A 22,698-nucleotide genomic window follows, 5' to 3' on the forward strand; every position below is an offset into this window, starting at 1 on the left:
GATGTTTAAAAGAGCTAAAAAAATAGGTTTGTAGTTTATTGGTTATAATCACACACAATCGGCATCATATGTAATATTTGTATTGCAAACCTCTACATTAAGTGTCCTTTGTACTATTACATATGTATAAATCTCTATCATAAATGTTCAAACTATAAAAAAAATCGGCCGTATTGTATTGTAATTAAGCAAATTCAAAATACCGGTTAACCTCAAATAACAGGTCTATTTAGCAGCCCAAGGCCTCTTTTGACGGCAAACAGAAATAGGTATGCCCAGCAGGTAGTTATTACTATACATAACTCCATCCACTTCTTTATAATCGTTAATATTGACGATTGATAACACATGTTCATACCGTTTCCAGGTGATTGGGGATCCTGCTTTTATGATAAAGACTCCCCATGGCCAAAACTAAAAAACGATAACCGCAGATTAACTACGGTTATCGTTTTTTAGTTTTGTTTAAAAAGATCGGACTTGAGGCTACCTAACGGATGGTCAGCTGTATTGATTTCAGGTCTTTTGGATCTGAGCTTTCACCGTATAACAACTGGTAATTACCGGGCGATACGCGTACAACAGCGTCCGTCGGGTCGAAGAATTCAAAAGTTTTAGGCGGTAGATCGAGAGTTACCATTTCCGTTTTTCCAGCGGAAACAGGTATCCGTTTAAATCCTCTCAATGTTTTTGATGCGCCATCAGGATCATCCACCTTGCGGATGTAAACCTGCAGAAGTTCGGTACCATCTGTTTTGCCTGCATTTGCTACCGGTACGCGAAGTTGAATTGCCTCGCCCTTAGTGATATTGTTTTTGGTTAACTTGGCTTCGCCAATATTAAATGTTGTATAGCTTAAGCCAAAGCCGAAAGGAAAAAGGGGCGCAGATTTGAGATAGCGATAAGTTCGGCCCTTCATGGAGTAATCGCTAAAATCCGGCAATTGCTGAACATTACGGTAGAAGGTGACCGGTAAATGTCCCGAAGGATTGTAGTCGCCGAAAAGCACATCGGCCACCGCCTGGCCGCCAGACTCGCCCGCATACCAGGCCTGCAGGATGGCATCGCAATTTTGCGTCTCGGGCACCATCGCTATTGCCGAACCTGAACAGTTAACAAATACGATTTTTTTACCGGCTTTCCTGAGTGCCTCTATACAATTACGCTGTACGGCAGGCAACTCTATGTCAGTACGGTCGCCTCCTTTAAAGCCAGGCAGTTGTACAGGCATTTCTTCGCCTTCAAGTTTCGGAGAAATACCGCCAACAAACACAACAATATCGGCGTCTTTTACTTTTTCAATTATGCCGTCATAAGTAAGCGGAATTTCTTTACCAAAGTTAAATCCCAGGTTCGCCGTCCAGTTGTTCAACTGTTTGTATCGCAGCTCAATCACGTACTCTTTTCCAGCCTCAACCTGCAAAGGGAACCGGGCAGGGAGCGATCTCCAGCTGCCGGTTCTAAAAACCTGCTTATTGTTAATAAATAATTCTGCTGAGCCCGTTGCTTCCAGTTTAAAAACCAGTTCGCCGGTAACAGATGCCTTATATACTGTTTCGTATTTTGCAGAAAAGTCTTGTGTGTTTACCCCTTGCGCAAATTGGTGAGCCCCAAACGTAGTAAGTGCTACCGGCGCTGTTAATTGCTCGGTTATTACGGTAGGAGATTCAAAATTGCGGTTATTCCAGTAAGTAGCACGGATGCCTTTTTTACCATCAATAGAGCAATTACCAATCAGGCTTTCTGTAATTTTATCATCGGTAAGGTCACAACCGGCGTCGTAAATAACATGATCTGCGCCCAGTTTAGTTTTGATACCCTCTAAAATATTGATAGTGCGCAACGGGGTGCCGTTATAATTGCCCGATAGCATTTGCGAATCATTGGCATTAGGACCTATAACAGCTAACTTGCCAATGCTTTTACTCAGCGGCAAAATGTTATTGTTGTTTTGCAAAAGCGTCATGGTTTCGCGAGCCATATCAAGCGCAAGTTTCTGGTGATCCTCGGAGTTAACTACCGACAAGGGTATCTTAGTCCAGGGAACCAATTCGTCCTTATCCATTTCACCAAGCTCAAAACGTTGCGTCATCAGGCGTACAACACTGGTATTGATATCTTTTTCTTTAATCAGGCCGCGGTAAACCGCATCGGGTATTTTATCAAAGGCGTAACCCACACACTCTACGTCAGTTCCAGACAGAACGGCCTTAGCTGAAGCGTGTGTAGCATCGGATGAGCTATGATGAGAATTGTAAAAGTCGGTAATGGCGCCGCAATCCGACACAACAAGGTACTTGAACCCCCAGTCTTCACGTAAAATCTGCCCTAACAAACGGCTGTTGCCACAGCATGGTTCATCATCCAAACGCTGATACGCGCACATCACTTCCCTTACATCGGCATCCTGAACTAAGGACTTAAAAGCGGGAAGATAAGTTTCCCACAGATCCCGCGGAGTAACGTCGGTAACGTTCATTTCATGACGGCTCCACTCCGGCCCGGAGTGAACTGCGTAGTGCTTGGCGCAGGCCAGCAGCTTACGGTATTTGGCATCGGCAGGCCCCTGTAAACCCTTTACTACAGACACGCCCATGCGCGAGGTTAAATATGGATCTTCACCATAGGTCTCCTGCCCCCTGCCCCATCGCGGATCGCGAAAGATATTGACATTAGGGGTCCAAACGGAAAGATCATGAAAACGCTGGCTTTCAACCTGTTTTCTATACTCGTTATTTTTGGCCCGTGCCTCGTCAGACACGGCGTCAAATACATGGAACAGCTTTTGGTCATCAAACGAGGCCGCCATGCCCACAGGCTCCGGGAAAACCGTAACCGGCCCCTGGTTTGCATAACCATGAAGCGCCTCGCTCCACCAGTTAAATTTTTTGATCCCCAAACGAGGAACGGCTTCCGACACATCTTTCATCAAGCCCACCTTCTCTTTCAATGTCAGTCGTGTAACCAGGTCTTTAGCCCTTGCTTCTGAGGATAAAGCCGGATTTTGATAAGGCAGTTGCTGCGCAGAGGCGATAAGCCCCCACATCAGGCCTGCACCAATAAGTATTTTTGTCTTCATCATATGTAAATTTTAAATTGATCGTTTAGTTCTATTCTATCAGCCTGTTTATAGTCTTACAGTTACTTTTTTGCCATCATATTCCACAATCCTTCCATTCCCTTCATTAAGGTCAATCCCCACGCCTTCCTTCACTAAAACAACATGCAGCACGCGTGCAGTTTTCATCGCTGTATAGGCCCCTTTCCTGGCTTCTATCATGAGCTCCTTTATTTTATCGTTCCACGAAAGTTGCCAGGTTGCAAATTTGCCTTCGGTATAATGATAATTATCTCCTTCGTCCTCATAGATGGTAAACTTTCCATCAGCGCCAGGATAAACCCTGATTTCCCAGGGTGCATCAGGTTTTTCGGCGGAATACTGCATAACCGGCCCCATCGGCACAATTGAACCGGCTTTCACAAAAACGGGAATATGATCAATAGGAGCGGCTGAAACGATTGTGTTTCCTCCCTGGTATTGTTTACCTGTCCAAAAGTCGAACCACTTGGTTCCGGCAGGCAGGTACAGTGTACGGGATTTATTGACCGTATTTAAAACACTATCTCCGGGGGCGTAATACATGGGCGATGTAACCGGGCATACCAGGAAAGCGCCACCGAACATAAACTGATCCTTAATATTATACACGAGGTTATCTTTTCTGAAATCAAAAAGTAAGGATCTTGTCATCGTATAATCCTGGCGCGTTACCATAGCGGCTACAGAATAGGTATAGGGCAATAGGCGATAGCGCAGATTGATCTGCTTAAGGATAGCATCATAAAACAGATCTCCGGGCGCGCCAAACCTCCAGGGCTCACGGGCAAAATCAGTACCATGGCTTCTAAAAAGCGGCAGCCATTGACTGTACTGGATGTTACGCACATAAAATTCTTTATAGCCGTTATCCGCAGTGCCTTTGGGAAATTCACCTTTGCCAAACCACTCCACATGGGTGCGAACAAAAAAAGCGCCGGCATCAATAGTCCAGTACGGCGATCCGGTAACCATATAATTTAACCCTCCTGGAATCCAACTCTTGAAATCTGCCCAGGTTGCTTTGGTATCGCCGTTCCAAACCATTGTTCCGTAGCGCTGCTGGCCTGGGAAAGATGCCCGGGTTAAATTAACCACACGCTTATCACTACCTGTTTTACGCTGGTTTTGGTAGATACCCATGGCATGATGCAGCGAAAAGGTATTTACCCTCTCCTCTCCAAGCAAATCTGCCATCACTTTTACATTTTTGACGAACCGGGCGGTAGCGTCTCCGGCAATATCATTGGCGCCGCGGTTCCAGTCGGCTTCTACCGGTTCAGACGAATCGCACCACCAGGCATCAACCCCTTTGGTAAATAAATTGGGGTAAACATAATTATCCCAATACATGTTACGGCCAGCGGGGCTATAGGCATCGTAAATGCGCCGCCCCAATACTAAACCCTTATCGCCCATCTCCTTTTCTTCCTCGGCGGCTAACTGTGGCCATATCGATAGCATGAAGTGTGCATTCTGTTGATGCACATCGTCAATCATTTTTTGGGGGGAGGGATACTTTTGTGCGTCAAATTTTTTGTAACCCCACAAACCATCCTTCCAATACAGCCAATCCTGAACGATAACGTCTAATGGTATATGGCTGCCCCGAAAACGGGTCACAACGCTATCAACTTCGTGCTGGTTCACATACCTTTCTTTCGACTGTACATAGCCAAATATATATTTGGGCGGCAGCTCCACTTTACCGGTCAATGTTCTGAATTGGTGAATGATCTGATCAAACTCAGGGCCGTACATAAAATAGTAATCAACCTGGTTTACCGCAAGCATCTCCATGAAGCTCCCGGCATGGTCATCATGAAAAATCATAGCAGATCCCGCGTCGAAAAGCAGGCCATAGCCTTTACTCGACATCAGTACAGGCATGCTCTTTTTCAAATTATATTGGTAGAGATATTGGCTGGTACCACGTAAGTTCATATGGTCTTCCTGGTGTGATCCTAAGCCATAAAGCGCCTCGCCGGGCTGCCAAACAAATTGCTGCCTTGCTTTCAATGCCGTACCTACAGCTTGTTTAGCGGTAATATTTGCCGAAAACTGATCGCCGTTGGCTGTCTTTACCACCTGACTGCCCGCATCATTGAACGTGCTTTTATTTAGAACTATTTTTTCGGTAAGCCTGGGCTGAGTAGGATTTTCGGACAGAAGCATTTTACCAGACCTGTCGAAATATTGAATAAATCCGGACTGGGTAGATATCACCACTTTAAGAACAGCTGATTTTAAAATAACAGATCCGGAAATTTGGTTGGCCATAAAAGGCACCGTTTTAAACTTCCGGGGTACGCAAACCTCGGTACCATTGTCTTTAAATTCTCCATTGGGCACATAACGTACCCTTACCATTGAAGCACTATTGAATTGAATACTTAACTTCCGTGTTCCTGCACTTAAAACAATACCATTACCCTGTTTGCTTAACACATAGTGCGTAGTATCGCTTCTTCCGTAAGTAATAGAAGGAATTGTGAACACAGGTATCAGCAATAGCCAAACTAATTTTTTTATCATTTCATTCATTTATAGTTACTTATTATTTGGCGCTAACAATTAGACACCGCTGACATTAGTAAACAGTTCCGTTATACAATGCCTGACCAGGAAATTCAACTTGATTTTCCTTGTGCCAGGTTCGATGATCTGGGTCTGTAACTTTCTTATTTAAAAGCGCGGTTGTTGATCTTGTCTTATAAACTTTTCAAAAAAATAACAATAATGATGTTTTCAGGTCAGCAACATCCATTGGTCTATCCATTCAAAAGTAAGGTAGCGAAGCTTGATCCGGGTATCACTGATGTCTAAAAACATAGCACATTAGTTCAATTGAATCAGAAATAGCTTTGATACAACATTTCCCCCTGATTGATATGCAATCCTCTTCGAGGATCTTTTCGCGCTGTCAAGTTATGTGTTGCTGGATACCGCAGGAATCTCAATTAGTTTAACGAGCCCCCAACAATAATTCAGCAGCATCAAGTCAATAGTACTTTAGCCTGAAGTAGTGGCATCAGTAATTTGCATTACCCTGAGTACCTGCAAATTACTGACTACACTTTGATTGGTAGTATTGCAAAAGTTTGTTTTTAGTGCGAACAAACACATTATACTACAAACTGATATTTAAGGCCTTACCACTATAAGTTACTGATTTAGCGACCTTTGAATGATCAAACTGGCTTTGATTGTCGGGCGCAAGTACGATCTTAAAATTGCGATCGTTAAGCATTCCATCAAAAGTACCTGTCCTGTCCAATATACTCAACTTACGCTTTTTATCATCCCAGTGAAACTTAATTTCGCTATATTTCCCTTTCTCGTAATTATAGTTATCGTTTTCATCCTCGTAAAGGGTAAAATCGCCATCCGCTCCAGGGTATACGGCTATCTCAAGATTGTCCCATTTTTTTTCGCTGGCAAACTGCACTGCAGGGCCAAAAGGTAAAACTGAACCCGCTTTAACATAAAGGGGTATAATATCGAGCGGTGTTTGTTTGCTTACCTTCTGACCACCGGAAAATTTCTCGCCGGTCCAGAAGTCGTACCAATCAGAGCCTTTAGGTAAATAAGTTGCTTTTGACTTTAAGTTGGTAAAATCCTCTTCTTTTATATTGCCCCGACCTTCAACGGCGCCGGGCTTAACATACATGGGAGTGGTTACCGGATTTACCAGAATTGATTTGCCGAACATAAACTCGTCATTAACGTCCCAGGATGCCTTATCGTTTGAAAAATCCATCATTAACGCGCGCATCATGCTGGAATGGTGAGCTGTAACATCGTGCGAAGCAGCGTATATATAGGGCAGAAACCGATAACGTAGGTTAATGAATTTTTCGATAGCGTCGTATACCCTATCTCCTTTTTTCCCAAACTGATAGATTTCTCTTGGAGCATCTGCACCATGTGAGCGCATCATAGGGCAGAAAGCGCCAAATTCTATCCAGCGTGCGTATAGTTCCCTATACTCGGGATCGGCCAGCTTTCTCCGGAATTGTGTTAGAAAGAAGCCGCCGATATCACTGTTCCAATAAGGAATTCCACTTAAAGAAAAATTAAGTCCGGTAGGTATCTGCCGTGTTAACGTTTCCCACGAAGAAGTAATATCACCCGACCAGGTATTGGCGCCAAAACGTTGCTGCCCGGCAAACGCCGAACGGGTGAGGATAAATACCCGCTTGTTTGAACTTTCGCCGCGCTGATGCTGCGATACGCCGCCCACCGTCATCAATGGGTAAGCGTTACGCACTTTACGAAACGAGCCCAGGTAGGTTTTATTATCAAAGTCTTCCGGTTTGAAACTCAAATGATCGGGTTCTGTAGAATCCATCCACCAGCCGTCGATACCTAACGAGAACAATCCTTTACTGGCGTATTTCCAGTAAATATCCCTTGCCTCGGGATTGTAAGCATCATATACTTTTACACCCGAGGGGTAATCCATATTTGGCGGCCATTTATCGCTACCAGACTCGGGCCAGGTGGAAAAATTGAACAGCATATTCTTTTCCTTCAGTTCCCGATACGGCTTGGTTTGCGGACCGAAGGAGGACCAGATGGAAATGATCATGTGCGCGTTTAAACCATGTACATCTTTGATCATCTGTTGCGGATTACTGAAATCGGCATTCAGAAAGTCCATGGCGTTCCATAGGTAATTGCTGCCCCAGTACTGCCAATCCTGGATGATACCATCCAAAGGAACATTCAACTCACGGTATTTTTTTACCACGCCTACCAATTCGTCCTGGCTTTTATACCGCTCTTTACTTTGCCAGTAGCCAAACGTCCATAGCGGAAACATTGGCGCCTCCCCGGTAAGATTGCGCATCTCGGCAATTACCCCATCGGCATTATCGCCCTTCATCAGATAGTAATCTATACCGTCGCCTACGTCCGATTTAAAACTGGTTTCGTTCATGTCATCACTGAACACCGTCGGCGAATAATTATCCCAAAATACGCCATAGCCTTTGATCGATTGAAAAAAGGGGACCACATCGTCCGTATTGCCCTGAACCAGGTTATACCGCTGGCCCCGTTGGCTTAAGTTACCGCGCTGGTGCTGGCCTAAACCGTAGATGGGTTCATCTTTATCTAACGTAAAACCCTGCGATACGCTATAGGTATTGCTTCCCGCATCATTAAATGGTGTAAAAGGCGTTGCGTTTTGCTTTTCTTTAAGTAATAGCGTTCCATTTGCATCGGCAAACAAAACCTGGCCCGATTTAAGGTCAAGGCTAACACGTAGCCTGCTACTCCGTATATCTACCATATCGCCCTGTTGCTTCACGCTGACTTGCGTTTGCTGTGGCTCCTTAATTACCGAAAGGCTTGCCTTATTGAAATGATTGCCAGCAGGAACTTTGATAACCCTTACAATTACAGGGCTATAAAACTGCAAATCCACATCAACGGCACCAATGGTAGCTTTAACCCCAAGCGAGGTGCGCTGGTAATGCTGAGCGTACAATAATGCCGGGGCCATTAGCAGCATGTTAGCCCCTAACATGATTACTTTCTTCAATTTCATATGTTAAAAATAAAATATGGTTTGTAACTGGTATATTTTAATCAATGGCTCCCAAATTCAGGCTCCTATTTTGTAAAGATTGGATTCCGCTTTATCAACCAGTTGTAGGCCAGTTGAGCGTACAGAACCTTTGGTGAAAAAACAGAATTCGACTAAACTCTTCCGATAAGTACGCTCTCGACCTGGCAAATAATTATCACTTTACTTCAGGATTTTTAACTCCAAGGAGCGTGAGCATTTGCAGCCCATACCTTCTCCCCAACTCCCTGTAACCTGCCGCGGTAAAATGCAGATGATCGGCCGAGCATGGGCAGCCTGCCGAAGAAATTACATAGGTGTTAGGAATGGTTTTCGGCAGCGTGGCAATAATTTTGTTCATGCTTGAACAGATACCGCCCTGATCGGCATTGACAACTTCGCCCGCAAGCAGAGGCACCGATTTTGCTTTAAGATTAAGGTCCTTAACCAGGTTATCATAAACAGCCTTAACCTTTTTTGTCCATAAGGTATCATTAGTATTCGATTCTCCCTGGTGTAATAAAACACCCTTGATTACGCCTGATTTTTGAGCAAGCTTGGCTAATTCCAAAAGGCGGGCATAGGGATTGCCGTTATATTCGCCTATCATGCTTTTCATCCAGTCGGGCGCAGTGGCCGAGTACGATTGATAGGTATCCTGCCCGAAGACTTCGATTTTGGCTCCCGCCACGGAAACATTAATGATACCGATCCTTATTTTTTTCGGCAGATTGGCTACTAATGTCCTGCCAAAATAATCTGCCGGGGTAATCCCCGTTTTACAGCGGCACAAAGGCGGAACGGCGGTATACCAATTGTTTTTAACCCTGCCTATTTCGGGGCAATCAACAGCTTGTAAAACCTTAAAACGCTGATCAACGGTGGTATCCTGCGGTTCAAACTTTGCATTACCTTCCATATTGGACTGACCGAAACAAAGAAAGATATAAAAATTTTTGTCTTGCGAAAAAGCCCCCTTGCTCAGCAAAACCAATATCATTATGATTGAAAACTTTAATTTTATGCTCATATCAATAACTTAGTTTTTAAAAATCAATGTCGCGAACTGATTGAGTGATCGCCTCCAGGTTTGCCATTCGTGCGAGGTACCGGGCGACTCATAATAAGTATGCTTTATCCCGGCTTTTTCGAGTGCCTGGTGGAAGTTTTTCACCCCGGTATACATTCTTTCCGGCTCGGCGGTGCCAATACTGAGGTAAACTACCCTTACCTTTTTATTAAAAGCTGCCGCGTTGGCCCATTCACCGGCAAACATTTTAGTGATATCTACATCCGGCTGAAGAAAAGCGGCACCACTGAAACCACCGATATAAGCAAACTTGTCCAGATTGCCCATGGTGGTCTGGAAGGTTTGAAATCCGCCCATAGATAGCCCGGCCATAGCCCTGTGATCACGGTCTGGCAGGGTTCTAAAGTTTTGATCAATCATCGGAATAATCTCTTTCACCAACACTTCCGGAAAGATATTGCCGGCTTTACCAGTCGGGCTAAACGCATAGCCCCTATCCATTACAACAATCATCGGTACAGCCTTTTTAGCCGCTACCAAATTATCCATAATCAAATCCATTTTGCCTTGTGCAACCCAACCTGTTTCATCCTCGCCCGAACCATGTTGCAGGTAAAGCACGGGATATTTCTTTGCTACTACCGCATCATAACCCGCCGGTGTATAAACATATGCTCTTCGCCAGGCCTGGGTAATTTCCGAATAGTAATTGACTGACCTCACCTGCCCGTGAGGAACTTTTTTGGCCGTATAAAAATCGCCATCCGGGTCTGGAATATCAATTCCGCTGGCCATTCTGCCCATACCATAAAACGTTTGGCTGGATGGGTCAACCACGGGCACATCATCAATCAGTAACGAATAGTAATGAAAGCCCGGTACAACGGGATCGGTAGTTACAGTCCAGAAACCCGCTGTATCCTTTTTCATCTCGTATTTTTTCATCAAATCAATTTTAACATTTTGCGCACCTGGAGCTTTAACCCTGAACAGTACCCTATTATCCGGATAGATCTGAGGATATTTCAATCCCGGGATATTGGTGGATGCAGGCACACCTTCGTCGCTGTAAACGTACTTGGGGAACGTTGAAACATCAACAGGTTTAAAAATAAGCTGCGAAAACATATACAGTCCATTTTTCCAAACCTTAAAATCATGTACGCCCGGTTCTACATAATAAATATGCGGTACATTTTTTTCCACCAGGTAATCGTGTGTGCGTTTGCTGTACATCAGTAAGCCATCGCTGGCGCCGCATGAAATCCAGAGGAGTTTCAATTGCTTCCTGGCCGCGTCGGCGTCCGGCACAAGTTCTTCAGGCTTTTTTGTGTTCGGGGCCGAAGAAAAACCGCCTACCCAGGCAAACTTGTCGAGGTTGGTTAAACCAAAGTTTAACGATTGCCCGCCACCCATGGAAAGCCCGGCAATGGCGCGATGCTCCCTATCTGCCAAAGTAGGGTATTGATGATCCACATAAGGGATCAAATCGTTCAGCAGGTCTTTTTCAAAAGTAGCAAAAGCCTGCACCTTGTCTGGCGCCATTATATTACCGGTTGGCCTGTCATCTTTCATGGCTCTGCCATTCGGTAGTATAACAACCATGGGTACCAACTTACCTTTAGCGTAAAGGTTATCTAAAATAACCTGCGGCTTTCCGCCATTCAGCCATTCCTTTTCATCACCACCAATACCGTGCAAAAGGTATAGCACAGGGTACTTTTTTGTTTTGGTGTATCCGGGAGGGGTATAAACCAACGCTTTGCGGGTGACCCCTACCGTAGTGGAGTTATAATTGATAGAATCGATCCGGCCATGCGCTATCTCGGGATGTAAAACATCAAAACCGGCTGGCGCTTGTTTAACTACTTCTTGAGCAAAAAGCTGAACGTTCAAAATCATGACCATGCCGACGGCAAAAAGCCCTGATTTAGTTTTTGAGAATGTTTTCATAACTGGATGGTTAAAATTAAGGTTTTAATTGACGATTGGTTTGATAATTTGATATTTACCACTCAGGTGCATCAGGCTGAAGAGGTATAGCAAGCCATCATAATAGGGATCAAAGTATCCGTCAGGGTAAGGCTCGAGCTTGGCATTCCAAAGCGCATTAACAAAATCGAGCGTTCCCTTATCTTTACTCATCATAGAAGCGGTGGCTGCAGTAGATACTAAACCCAGGGAATGCCTTAGTTTTTTGACGTCTCCGGCCTGTAAGATAAAGTCCGGACGGGATCCGTCCGTATTAAACTGATCTTCAAAAGTATCTATCCCTTTAGACCTCAGGAAGGCCTGAAAACGACCTGCATAGTTTTCCTGCCACTGTTTATCTTTTCCGAACCAGGCATAATCCATGGTGATGTTCATCGGCACACGCCAGGAATCATATCTGAAGGCAGCAGGCATCCATGGTGTTGAATGTGGCTTACCGCTAAATTCGGTATAATCGGTATTTAAACCGGTTGCTGCGGTGCACGCCCTACGCAAAAAAGCCCGCGATGTATCGGCGCAATCCCTGTAAAATTGTTCGTGCCCATCCTTAGCATATAGTGCCCATACCTCGTAAAAAGCCGGTAAATGATAAGAGGGATCGGTCCAGTTATAGTTATGCCCTTCGGGTACAAAGCTAATCTGCTTATGTTCGGTATTAATGAGGTTATATATGTTGCCGGTGCCGTCTTTTTTCCACATAGCATCCAAAATTTTACGTGCCTCCTGACCATAAGCAATACCCGAATCATTTCCCCAGCGGTTGGCCGCGAACAATAAGCTGGTTACGAAATACAATTCGCCATCAGAAGCTGATCCTTCCGAATTGCGCTTCAGCGTTTGGGGGTTCATACTCCAGGCAAAATAACCTTGCCTTGGCCCTTCCTGGTGTTGCAGGTATTTTTTTGACCAACGCCAGATCCGATCAAATACTTCCTTCTTGTTCAGCTGCACAGCGATCATCATTCCGTAAGAAAGGCCTTCTGTCCTGGCGTCATGATTTTTCACATCCGAAACATAAGCCATCGAATCGCCAACCTCGAAATATACGCGGTTTGGCCCCTCAAACACATCATGATACGCTTTAGCTACCTTCGCGTCAATAGATGCCTGGCTATAGCCTGCTTGCAGAAATAAATTGCGGTATCTGCCTGTTTCAAACGCGGCCTTATGTGCGGACCGCGCGGCCTTTTTAGTACTTTGACAGACTGCCAAACCATGTAAAAAAACAAACACAGCAAAAAGTGACATTAATTTTTTCATTTCCGAATCATTAGGTGATTTTTTTTGATGGATTTGGCCACTCTCTATTTTGAAATAAACTGAATACTTTGAATACAAACACCCGGAGCGGCGCCCTTCGGGAATCTCACAAAAATATCGTGCTGCCCCGTGCTCCCCTTTATAGATTGGCTAAAGTGCTGCCATTTGTGTGCCGCGTTTGCCGTTAATGGTATGGTTGCTATCAATTTCCCGTTCTCCAGATCATCAAGCCAGATCTCCACTTTGGTGTTTGTTGGAGTGCTGGCTATCAAATCAATTAACGATGGTGTTTGCGTGCCCAGTTCAACCCCGGATATCATGAACCATCCGCCCTTGCCGGTGGTATTGCTTACCGCTTTCACAGCATCCTTATTGATGGTTGTTACGCCAAAATAATTACTGTAGCCCGACGCAGGCAAAACCGACTTACCATCCTTACAGATAAAGAAATTGAAATCTGCCGGTTTCCCTTCGGCAAATAAACCAACGCTCGTGCCTACCCACGAATTAAAATTGGGCTGAGCCTTGTCCAGGTTCTCCGCGCCGATAGGCGCTCCAACTAAAGTCCATAATTTGCCGTCACCGCTATAATAGGCTGTTAAAATGTGTTGGTTACGCACCAGTTTTAACCAGACTGTATTACCCACTGTATTGCTAACAGTACGTTTAGCGGTATCAAATTGAAAAATGATTTTTTTACCATCCTCGTTCCCTGTAAACAACCTAACAATCTCCTTTTGATTGCCATTTGTAAGGTAAATACCTGCTTTTGCAGCTTCGTTAACCGCGTCCAGATCCACCTTGGTTACAACAGTATACACATGGTCGGTTTCTTTTTGCATGATATGCGTTCGTGTAGTATCGGGTGTGAGCCTAATCCAGCCTTTTCTGGCTGTTAAGGAATATTGTGATGATGCTGCTTTGGTGAGAAAATGCCACCATAGGCCGAGAGAATCCTTTTGGAAGTAATCTGTCTTCACGCTTCTCCACGGAATTCCAGATTGGGGGAGAGCTGGCTTCACGATAGGTTGAGTAGTGGGGGCCATTCCCCATGGCCTGTCACCTTCCCAAATTACCGGGTAGAGTGCCGTTTGCCGCCCAAGGCCCGACCAGTCGTTCCCATCATATTTTTCGTAACTCTGGCCAATTGTCCACCAGGTGCCGTCAGCCAGTTTTATCGGAGCTGAAATATGATTGGGACGGCGAAAGCCTACGTTAGGATCTGAAATGGGCTTAAAGAACGAACCTAACCGCTCCCATTTAGTCGAATCTGCCGTTAAAGCTGATGCACGGAGCACATATTGGCCGCCGGATACATCGCCCGCCGGGAAATAGTAATAATAGCCATTACGTTTACACATTACCGGCCCTTCGGCCCAACTGTATTGCAGCTTTGCATTAATCCAATCCAGGTTGATCACGGCATCGGCCAATTGCCCGTCTCTGCCTAAGGCCTGCAGGCGGTTAACTTTTTGCCCATTTTTAATCACCATATAAGGCTTGCCGTCATCATCCACAAATATCGAATTGTCGTAACCCAGGTTACCTGTTTCGGGGTTGGTTTTCACCTGTACGGGCGTACTCCAGGGGCCTTTTGGAGAGCTGGCCTTAGAAAACCATTGCCCTCCTGCCGAAAAATAGATCCAGTAGGAGCCATAAAAATAGGTAATTGCCCCCTGCCAGGTGCCTGATGAAGGGCGGTCTGACACCCACTTGCCTTTGGCTGATGTAAGTACCCTGCTGATGATTTCCCAATGCACCAGGTCTTTGGAATGATAAACCGGCATATATGGGTTAAAATGAAAACTGGAACCGCAATGATAAAAATCGTCTCCTACCTTGAGCAAAGTGGGATCAGGATGATCTCCGGGAAGAACAGGATTGACGTAGGTGCCAACAGATTGATAGAAAGAGGAGGAATCGGCTGAATTACTTTGTTGCGCGCGTGCGGATATTAGTCCGGTTAAAAGCAACATGGTAAGTGATAAACGCAGTTGTAGGTATTTCATAAGTATTGATTGTGGACGGTTGCTTTATAGTGGGCTAAATGCCCCTGGTACAGGCAGGTTAAAATTTTTATTATTCTTTTTTATTATTTTAAGGCGAGTAAAGCCGCAAGGTCAAGGTTATTTAAAGCTGATCCAGTCTATCTCAATCGGGCGGGGATCAACCGATACCACAAACAGGTCGTGCATCCCGGATAGGGCTTTAGCCTGATTGGTTGTCACCGGTTTCCATTCCGGCGTAGCATCAATATTCAAAACGGCAATGAGTGGTCCGCCTGGGTTGTCGGCACGTATTTCAAAGCGGCCGCCAACTGCAGAACGCACTTGAGCAGTGACAAATTTTGAACCAGCACGGCTAAAAGACACCTTGTTATACCTTATCCATGCTCCGGATTCATTCAGGGTAGTTTTCCAGCCTTTCATTGTATGAAGTGAATCTATAAACGTTACCGAAACACCTGGTTGGCTGATAGCGCTATACCTGTCGATCTGGATAGCTGAAAAAGCCGGAGTAGCCCCTACTCCCCTGAAGGTTTGCATAACCGGGCGTATGGTTCCATCCTGGTTAAAAAAGAGGCTATCAGCCCGGATGGATCGGCTTTTATCAAATTTGGGCGATAAATCGTTATTGTGATAGAACAGGTACCATTGTTTTTTAAACTCAATAACAGACTGGTGGTTTGTCCAGCAACCTGAAACGGATTCGTCCATAATTACCCCGGCGTACTTGAATGGCCCGAGCGGACTTTCCGACATTGCGTATTCAAGCCTTTCCGTTTTGTTGGCAACATGCGGATAGGTTAATAATACATGCCATTACGTTTAAACAGGTACGGCCCTTCTTTTAAGCCTTTATCCGGCAGTACGCCCAGGGTAACCGGTTCTGAAGCAAGTTCAAGCATGTTGCTTTTTAGCTTTGCTGCATAAATATTGCCTTGTGCCCAGTAAATATAAGCCTGCCCATCGTCATCCATAAACACATTCGGATCAATTCCACGAATACCGGCTATAGGCTCCTTCTGAGGTACAAAAGGCCCATATGGTTTATCAGCTATCGCCACGCCTACCCGAAAGCCTCTGCCATTCGCACTGCTCTTTTCCGTTGCCGGAAAATAAAAATAATATTTACCGTTCCGGAAGATGCAATCGGGAGCCCACATACTATAGGCGGCAGAATCTGCCCAGGGAACTTTATTTTGGCTTATTATGACGCCGTGATCCGTCCATTCGGTAAGGTCCGAAGAGGAAAAAACATGATAATCTTCCATACAAAACCATCCCACGCGCCCATGTCCGGGAGTTGCTAAAATATCGTGGGAGGGATAAACATAAACGCGGTCGCCGAAAACACGTGCTGAGGGATCAGCACTGAACTGGTTGCGGATCAACGGGTTTTGTGCCATGGCATTACCTGCCAGCAACATCATCAAAACTAATAAACTGTGCTTTATCTGTTTCATAATTCAAGGTTTCACCGGCCGGCCATATCTTTATTCGCCAGGCAATAAGGTTGTTTTCAGTATCACGGATTTATCATACCATTTTTAGCCATCCATTTAAAAATAGGCGGCATCCATTCCTCAGGACGCTGCCCCAGAACGAATCCATGACCACCTTTCGGAAAAATATGCAGTTCCGTGGCAACGTTGGCATGCCGCAACCGTTCATAAAATACAATGCTGTTATCCACGTCTACCAGCTTATCGTCACCGGCGTGTGTAATGTAAGTGGGAGGCGTTTCCTGGTTAACCTGTAACTCGTTTGAAAAGTAATCAACTGTTTCTTTGGATGGCGTCGGCCCAAGTAAATTTCTGCGTGAGTCGGCATGGGTTAACTCTTGCTGCATGGAAATTACCGGGTAAACCAAAATCAGAAAAGCCGGTCGCAAGTCGGTATGGTTTTCATTCTCAATCAGCGCAGTTTTAAAATGAGTTGCCGCTGTGGCAGCCAAATGACCGCCCGCGGAGAAACCCATAATTCCCACTTTTTTTCCATCCAGGCCCCAGGCTGCAGCATGCTCGCGAACTATTTTGATTGCTTGTTGCGCATCCTGCAAAGGCCCTGTTTTTTTATCAATCATCAGCGAATCATCAGGCAATCTGTATTTAAGCACAAAAGCCGCTATGCCACGTTTTGAAAGTTCCATTGCTGTTCTTACACCCTCGGCCTGGTAGGTAAGTACTTTATAACTCCCGCCCGGGCAAATAATAACCGCCGCACCCGTAGCTGTCGACTTTTCGGGAAGATAAATTTCCAGTATAGGATTGTTAACGAAGTAAACCATTCCTGCTGAGGCCTTTGCTGGAGGATTTTTAAAATACCCCGGCCTCGCATTTGGTATTTTCCCTGAATACAGGCTAACTGTATCCTGGGATTTAGAAGCAAACGGCCTCAAAAATACCGCCATCAGCAGTTGAGCATAAATGAAAGGCATCCTGAAGATGCGCAGGTAATTTGGATAAAACATTTTCGGCTGACGTTTTGCTCGTTAACTTTTGCTCCGTTGTAATACGTTTGTGAATACAAATCATTAACAAACCGGGTTCAGGCTGGCTAAACTCAACAGTATTTACTATTTGTTTTATATGGCTTATAACCAAGTATAACGGGCACTACGAAAGTATGCACACTGGCGAAGTGAGTGTGTGACATTTTACCAATTTGATACAACGAATGTTTAACCTGCATATGGAACGCCATGTTACCGGCACTTAACATCAATTTTACCTGCCCAAAATCGCTCTGTATTCCCACAGGGGATACCCCCGCTTACAAGAACTGCATTTAAGCGATGAAAAAACAAAAATGTTTATTTAGCTGTCCTGATAAACTTATGGTGCATATTTTTAAACAAAACGACAACTAAATCACTGAGTAATCACCTTACTTTGTCTACACCTAAGTTAACCAATTTCAATCATCACATTTTGCAAACAAGCCATATGAAGTTAACCTCAAAACGTTTTATTATTATGTTATTAACTGTGCTGACAGCGTTGTTCAGCCTCCAATTTATAAACTACGGTTCCAGCCCCAAAATTACCGGGCCGGGTAAGCCCGGTTTGCAGGAGCAGAAAGGATTAAAGGATTACTATAAAAATTACTTCCCGATAGGCGTTGCCGTTAACATGGCTGCTTTGAATGGGCAGCAGGCCGAACTGATTAACAGGGAATTCAATAGTATCACTCCCGAAAATGATATGAAGATCTCGGTGATCCATCCCCTGGAAGGGCAATATAACTGGAAGAATGCAGATGCCATTGTGGACTTTGCCGTGAGCCACCATATTAAGATACGCGGTCATAATTTACTTTGGCACACGCAGGTACCGGATTGGATGTTCAGGGACAGTACCGGTGCCCTGGTTAGCAAGGAAGTACTACTAAGGCGCCTTAAAGATCATATCACAACGGTTGTTAAGCGGTATCGCGGTAAGATCTACGCCTGGGATGTGGTTAACGAAGCCATAGATGATAGCCCCGAAAAGTACCTTCGCAATTCGTTATGGTACCAGATATGCGGCGAGGATTTTTTGGCGAAAGCCTTTGAATATGCCCATGAGGCAGATCCTACGGCAGCGCTCTATTACAACGACTATAACAGCGAAGATCCCTCAAAAAGGGAAAAGATATACCGGCTGCTCAAAAATTTAAAGGATGCCAAAGTACCTATAGACGGTGTGGGGCTGCAAGGACACTGGAAATTGAATGATCCGAGCCCCGATCTGATCAGGACGGCTTTAGACCGGTACTCCTCGCTGGGATTAAAAATCCAAATCACTGAGCTTGATGTTACCATCCGCGAGCCAAGGCCCAGAACAAACCGCCCACCGGATACGGCAGCTACCATGCCTGTAGACTCAGGTTATACTGAAAGAATTGCACGTTTACAGGCTGATCGTTATCAATCCATATTTCAAATATTCAGGGATTACAAAAAGGTGATTACCAGCGTTACTTTTTGGAATCTTTCTGACCGGTACAGCTGGCTTGACTTTAGGAACGGGGGCTTAGCAGGGGGCGCGGCGGCGAGCATAAATACACCAAGGATTGTTCGTAAAGCTTATCCTTTGTTATTTGACGAAAATTTACAACGAAAGAAGGCCTACTGGTCGGTGGTTAATTTTTAGTGAGCTTAGCTTACAGCCCTTTGCCGGATTCCGTTTCTAAGTAACAGTATAAATCCGAAACTTACCTAAAGTAAAAAAGCCGGACCAGGATAGCGACTTAATGCTATCCTGGTCCGGCTTTTTTATAAGTGATTTTATTTAAAGTAATTGCAGCGTATATACAAATTGCGTACGGTTTGACCATACCTGGAACCTATCCAAAGGCCGCGGACCGCAACTTGCCGAACCAACACCCATAGTTTTGGTAGACAAACAAAAAACTGTTGCCGTGCTCGGCGGAAGGTCTATCTTATATTCAACCGGATGCATTTGTTCATCAGTATGGGGTAATGCCGAAACCTGCATCAGCTGTTCATCTGCTTTTATTAAAATGGTGGGCACATTTTGGCCGCTTAACTTGGCCCATCTTACCTCTTCGTGATTGGCGCGTTCCATGGGTTTTTCATATTCGTACTGATCGTTTACATCAAGGCTATAAATGCCTATATCGGAGGCGCTTTTACGGTCAGAATAGTTTTCAAACGGCCCCCTGCCAAAGTAGCTCATATGATCTAAATGTTTATTGAACAGCATTCTAACGCCTATCCGTGCTAAGTTGATCTGCATGCCCACAAATTTCAAGTCGTTATCAACCTTAACAGAGCCAGCACCATTGATAACGTAGGTGGCGGTGTGGTAAACGCTAAAGCCCTCTTTGCCCTCGGCTTTAACCGTAGCGATTACCTTCACGTTAAACCGGTCGGTGGCTTGAACTTTGATGTCAACCAGCGAATATTTCAAATCAGTCAACCCATATTTCTCCCATGTGGCGTAGGCCCACATATCATCGTTACGATGCGCAGCGCGCCACAAATTAACCTTGGGGAAACCATCAGCGGTTAAAATATCCACGCCGCCTTTATTCAGCTGGCTCATAACCCCTTTTTGCTTATCGAAAACTACAAAAAAACCGTTGCCTGCAACTTTTATCAGTTGTGGGGTCTGGGTTAGCGTTAGTGGCTGGTTTATGTTTTTTTCTACAACAGGCAAGGTGCTAACAGGTAATTTAAACTGATCTGAAGCTACTTCAAAACCTTTGGCAGCCCACAAGGTGCTGTTTTTTTGTGTGAAGGATATCCGCAAATAGTATTCGGCTCCCGGTTTAGGATGTTCAACTTTATAGGGTATAAAGGCTCTCCCCTCCCTTCTTGCCGGTATGCCGGGTACTTTGAAATCTCCGTGATTTATTTCTATCCCGTTCTCTGTTAAGCTCCACGAGCCATCAAATCCATCAAGCGAAATAAATTGAAACTTGTTCCTGATCCGGATCATTCCGGCCGAAGGCTCGCTCAAATCCGTACTAATCCATTGAAAAGCTTTTTTCATTTCGGGGAAGTGCGGCTTTACTGTTTTTCTATCCCATGCAACAACGCCTTTATGGATAAAGTAATGATCATTAGGATATTCGCCAAAACCGCCTCCGTAAGCCAGTATCGGATGGTTAGGATTGCGTTTGTTCCACAACGCCTGATCCTGAAATTCCCAGATGGCGCCACCCAAAATTTCGGGCGAGTTATCAAATGCCGCCGAATACTCATCCAACGAACCCATCGAATTAAACATCGCATGTACAAACTCGCATATATACAAAGGTTTGGTAAGTTCTTTGTTCTGGGCTATTCTAATATAATCGTCGGCAGTGCCGTACATTCTCCCATCAAGGTCTGCCGGATTATTCTTTCCGATTCCAAAACGCTCATAATGTACAAAGCGAGAGGAGTCGATTGCTTTAATTGTGCTCATCGCCGCTCTTAGGTTAGTGCCGCCAATGCCACCTTCGTTACCAAGCGACCAGATAATTACGGAGGGGTGATTTTTAAAGTTTTCTACATTGGCAACGTTCCTGTCAACAATAGCTGCCTTGATGGTTGGCTCTTCGTCAAAAAACCTGTCGTAGCCATGATACTCCATGTTGGCCTCGGCAACCAGCCAAATTCCCCATTCGTCGCACAGCTCATACCAACGCGGGTCGTCCGAGTAATGGCAGGTACGCACGTGGTTACAGTTGCCCTGCTTAATCAGTTCCAGATCTTTGATCATCTGCTCTTCTGTTACCGCATGGCCTACGTCCGACCAGTGTTCATGCCGGTTTACGCCCTTAAGTTTAATAGGTACGCCATTCACCGTGAATATCCTCCCTTTGATTTCGAGCTTGCGGAAACCTATTTTTTGAGATAGGATTTCACCGTCGGTACTTTTCAACACCATAGTATACAAATTAGGGGTCTCGGCAGTCCATTTTGCAGGGTCGGCAACTGGAAATTGGATCGTTAGCTGCTCCTCTTGTTTGGAACCGAGCGACTTACCCGCTATGCTTCGTGTAGCAATTTCTGTCCCTTTATTATCAAACAGCGTTGCTGTTAACTGTTGCGCCTTACCTGCCTTATCGCCATAATTTTTTATTTTGGCAACAACTTCAACCGTTGCGTCGCGATAGTTTTTATCCAAATCTTGTTTAATAAAAAAGTCCCGGATATGGACTTGCGGAGAGCTCCATAAAGTAACGTTACGGAAAATACCATGCAAACGCCACATGTCCTGGTCTTCCAGCCAGGTGCCCGAGCTATACTGATAAACTTCTGCCGCCAGGGTATTTTTACCGGGCTTTAAATAATCGGTAATATCAAATTCTGCCGCATTACGGCTATTCACACTAAACCCAACTTTTTTTCCGTTTATCCACAAAAAAAATCCGCTGTCTACTCCGTCAAAAGTGATAAAAATCCTTCTTCCATCCCATTCAGCAGGCACGTCAAAGTCGCGGCGATAACTGCCAACCGGGTTACGTTCAACAAAAGCGGTGTAGTTTTTGGGTGGTTCGCTCATTACGCGCGGATAATCCTTTTTAATTGTGTATCCTAAATTACGGTAAAATGGGGTACCATAACCCTGCACTTCCCAGTTTGAGGGTACCGGTATATCGGCCCATTTGGTCACATCAAAATCAGGTTTATAAAAGTCAACCGGCCTTTTCTCCGGGCTCGGAACCCAATTAAACTTCCAATTGCCGTTTAAAACACGGCAATATGACGAAGCGTGCCGGTTGGCCAGCAAAGCTTCCTTTAAGTCGGCATAGGGCATCAACGTGGCATGGTAGGGTTCTTTATTGATGCCGGTTAACTCCGGGTTTTCAATTTCGGCAGGATAATCAATCCCGGGCTTTAAAGATGTTTGCGCTGTTGCCGATCCTGCAGCCAGGGCTAAACAGGCAAAAAGTAAAATAGTTAGTAAATTGTACTTGGGTTTGAGCATAGGTACATTGGTTTATAATCTTCAGATAAATTGGTTTACGTTTCAAAACATCCCTGGTAAAACAATGCCCGCCATACCTTAAATGTTTGCAGAATTGCCTCCTGCCTTTAAAATACACTTGCAATAAAGGCCCGCGTGGCCTGCTTCAACTTTATCTTTAGTTGTTTCTTCTGGGCCGGCGGAGGATTAGCAGTAAAGATATTTTATCTGATCAATTTTTGAGCATAAGAAAATAAATTTATCCTTTGAACAGTTGAAACTATTCAAATTTATATTCTAATTGCTTAACGCCGGTAACACAAATGCAGAAAATAAGAGCA

General features: G+C 44.8%; 12 protein-coding genes. 1 reads left to right on the forward strand and 11 read right to left on the reverse strand.

Going from position 1 to position 22,698, the window contains the following annotated elements; genetic code table 11:
- Positions 1-490: 490 nt before the first annotated feature.
- From xyl3A to MUCPA_RS05750, 10 genes are all read right to left on the reverse strand, one after another.
- The gene (gene xyl3A / locus MUCPA_RS05710) at positions 491-3,082 is read right to left on the reverse strand and encodes a xylan 1,4-beta-xylosidase (protein WP_217220415.1); all 2,592 of its coding nucleotides are present in this window, start codon (positions 3,080-3,082) and stop codon (positions 491-493) included.
- A 45-nt stretch (positions 3,083-3,127) separates the two neighbouring features.
- Complete coding sequence (locus tag MUCPA_RS05715; RefSeq protein ID WP_008505007.1) at positions 3,128-5,632, reverse strand: glycoside hydrolase family 31 protein; 2,505 nt, start codon at positions 5,630-5,632, stop codon at positions 3,128-3,130.
- A gap of 595 nt (positions 5,633-6,227) precedes the next feature.
- Positions 6,228-8,651: a glycoside hydrolase family 31 protein gene (locus MUCPA_RS05720; RefSeq protein ID WP_008505008.1), complete on the reverse strand. Its 2,424-nt coding sequence runs from the start codon at positions 8,649-8,651 to the stop codon at positions 6,228-6,230.
- A gap of 196 nt (positions 8,652-8,847) precedes the next feature.
- A complete protein-coding gene (locus MUCPA_RS05725; RefSeq protein WP_040625741.1) occupies positions 8,848-9,699 on the reverse strand; it encodes a sialate O-acetylesterase in 852 nt (283 codons plus the stop codon).
- 9 nt (positions 9,700-9,708) lie between these two features.
- Positions 9,709-11,652 (reverse strand): alpha/beta hydrolase-fold protein, encoded by a 1,944-nt coding sequence (locus MUCPA_RS05730; protein ID WP_008505010.1) that lies wholly within the window; start codon positions 11,650-11,652, stop codon positions 9,709-9,711.
- 24 nt (positions 11,653-11,676) lie between these two features.
- Positions 11,677-12,951 (reverse strand): glycosyl hydrolase family 8, encoded by a 1,275-nt coding sequence (locus tag MUCPA_RS05735; RefSeq protein WP_008505011.1) that lies wholly within the window; start codon positions 12,949-12,951, stop codon positions 11,677-11,679.
- Between the two features lie 44 nt (positions 12,952-12,995).
- Positions 12,996-14,960 carry a family 43 glycosylhydrolase gene (locus tag MUCPA_RS05740; RefSeq protein ID WP_008505012.1) on the reverse strand — a complete coding sequence of 655 codons (1,965 nt, stop codon included), beginning with the start codon at positions 14,958-14,960 and terminating at the stop codon, positions 12,996-12,998.
- A gap of 117 nt (positions 14,961-15,077) precedes the next feature.
- Positions 15,078-15,713, reverse strand: a complete 636-nt coding sequence (locus MUCPA_RS38600; protein ID WP_217220419.1) for a carbohydrate-binding protein — start codon at positions 15,711-15,713, stop codon at positions 15,078-15,080.
- A 44-nt stretch (positions 15,714-15,757) separates the two neighbouring features.
- Positions 15,758-16,417, reverse strand: a complete 660-nt coding sequence (locus MUCPA_RS38605) for a family 43 glycosylhydrolase (protein WP_217220422.1) — start codon at positions 16,415-16,417, stop codon at positions 15,758-15,760.
- A gap of 62 nt (positions 16,418-16,479) precedes the next feature.
- Positions 16,480-17,424, reverse strand: a complete 945-nt coding sequence (locus tag MUCPA_RS05750) for an alpha/beta hydrolase (protein WP_008505014.1) — start codon at positions 17,422-17,424, stop codon at positions 16,480-16,482.
- A 475-nt stretch (positions 17,425-17,899) separates the two neighbouring features.
- On the opposite strand from MUCPA_RS05750, the gene MUCPA_RS05755 reads away from it, so the two are divergent.
- Positions 17,900-19,087: an endo-1,4-beta-xylanase gene (locus MUCPA_RS05755; protein WP_008505015.1), complete on the forward strand. Its 1,188-nt coding sequence runs from the start codon at positions 17,900-17,902 to the stop codon at positions 19,085-19,087.
- A 138-nt stretch (positions 19,088-19,225) separates the two neighbouring features.
- Here the strand turns inward: MUCPA_RS05755 and MUCPA_RS05760 are convergent, their stop codons facing one another.
- A complete protein-coding gene (locus tag MUCPA_RS05760) occupies positions 19,226-22,378 on the reverse strand; it encodes a glycoside hydrolase family 2 TIM barrel-domain containing protein (RefSeq protein ID WP_008505016.1) in 3,153 nt (1,050 codons plus the stop codon).
- Positions 22,379-22,698: the final 320 nt, after the last annotated feature.

The sequence above is a fragment of the Mucilaginibacter paludis DSM 18603 genome (assembly GCF_000166195.2).
GTDB lineage: Bacteria > Bacteroidota > Bacteroidia > Sphingobacteriales > Sphingobacteriaceae > Mucilaginibacter > Mucilaginibacter paludis.

What these genes read in the sequence shown, in the direction of transcription:
- MUCPA_RS05760 (WP_008505016.1), bottom strand. Translation starts at nt 22,378, where the DNA reads ATGCTCAAACCCAAGTACAATTTACTAACTATTTTACTTTTTGCCTGT.
- MUCPA_RS05725 (WP_040625741.1), bottom strand. Translation starts at nt 9,699, where the DNA reads ATGAGCATAAAATTAAAGTTTTCAATCATAATGATATTGGTTTTGCTG.
- MUCPA_RS05735 (WP_008505011.1), bottom strand. Translation starts at nt 12,951, where the DNA reads ATGAAAAAATTAATGTCACTTTTTGCTGTGTTTGTTTTTTTACATGGT.
- xyl3A (WP_217220415.1), bottom strand. Translation starts at nt 3,082, where the DNA reads ATGATGAAGACAAAAATACTTATTGGTGCAGGCCTGATGTGGGGGCTT.
- MUCPA_RS05755 (WP_008505015.1), top strand. Translation starts at nt 17,900, where the DNA reads ATGAAGTTAACCTCAAAACGTTTTATTATTATGTTATTAACTGTGCTG.
- MUCPA_RS38605 (WP_217220422.1), bottom strand. Translation starts at nt 16,417, where the DNA reads ATGAAACAGATAAAGCACAGTTTATTAGTTTTGATGATGTTGCTGGCA.
- MUCPA_RS05730 (WP_008505010.1), bottom strand. Translation starts at nt 11,652, where the DNA reads ATGAAAACATTCTCAAAAACTAAATCAGGGCTTTTTGCCGTCGGCATG.
- MUCPA_RS05720 (WP_008505008.1), bottom strand. Translation starts at nt 8,651, where the DNA reads ATGAAATTGAAGAAAGTAATCATGTTAGGGGCTAACATGCTGCTAATG.
- MUCPA_RS05740 (WP_008505012.1), bottom strand. Translation starts at nt 14,960, where the DNA reads ATGAAATACCTACAACTGCGTTTATCACTTACCATGTTGCTTTTAACC.
- MUCPA_RS05715 (WP_008505007.1), bottom strand. Translation starts at nt 5,632, where the DNA reads ATGATAAAAAAATTAGTTTGGCTATTGCTGATACCTGTGTTCACAATT.
- MUCPA_RS38600 (WP_217220419.1), bottom strand. Translation starts at nt 15,713, where the DNA reads ATGTCGGAAAGTCCGCTCGGGCCATTCAAGTACGCCGGGGTAATTATG.
- MUCPA_RS05750 (WP_008505014.1), bottom strand. Translation starts at nt 17,424, where the DNA reads ATGTTTTATCCAAATTACCTGCGCATCTTCAGGATGCCTTTCATTTAT.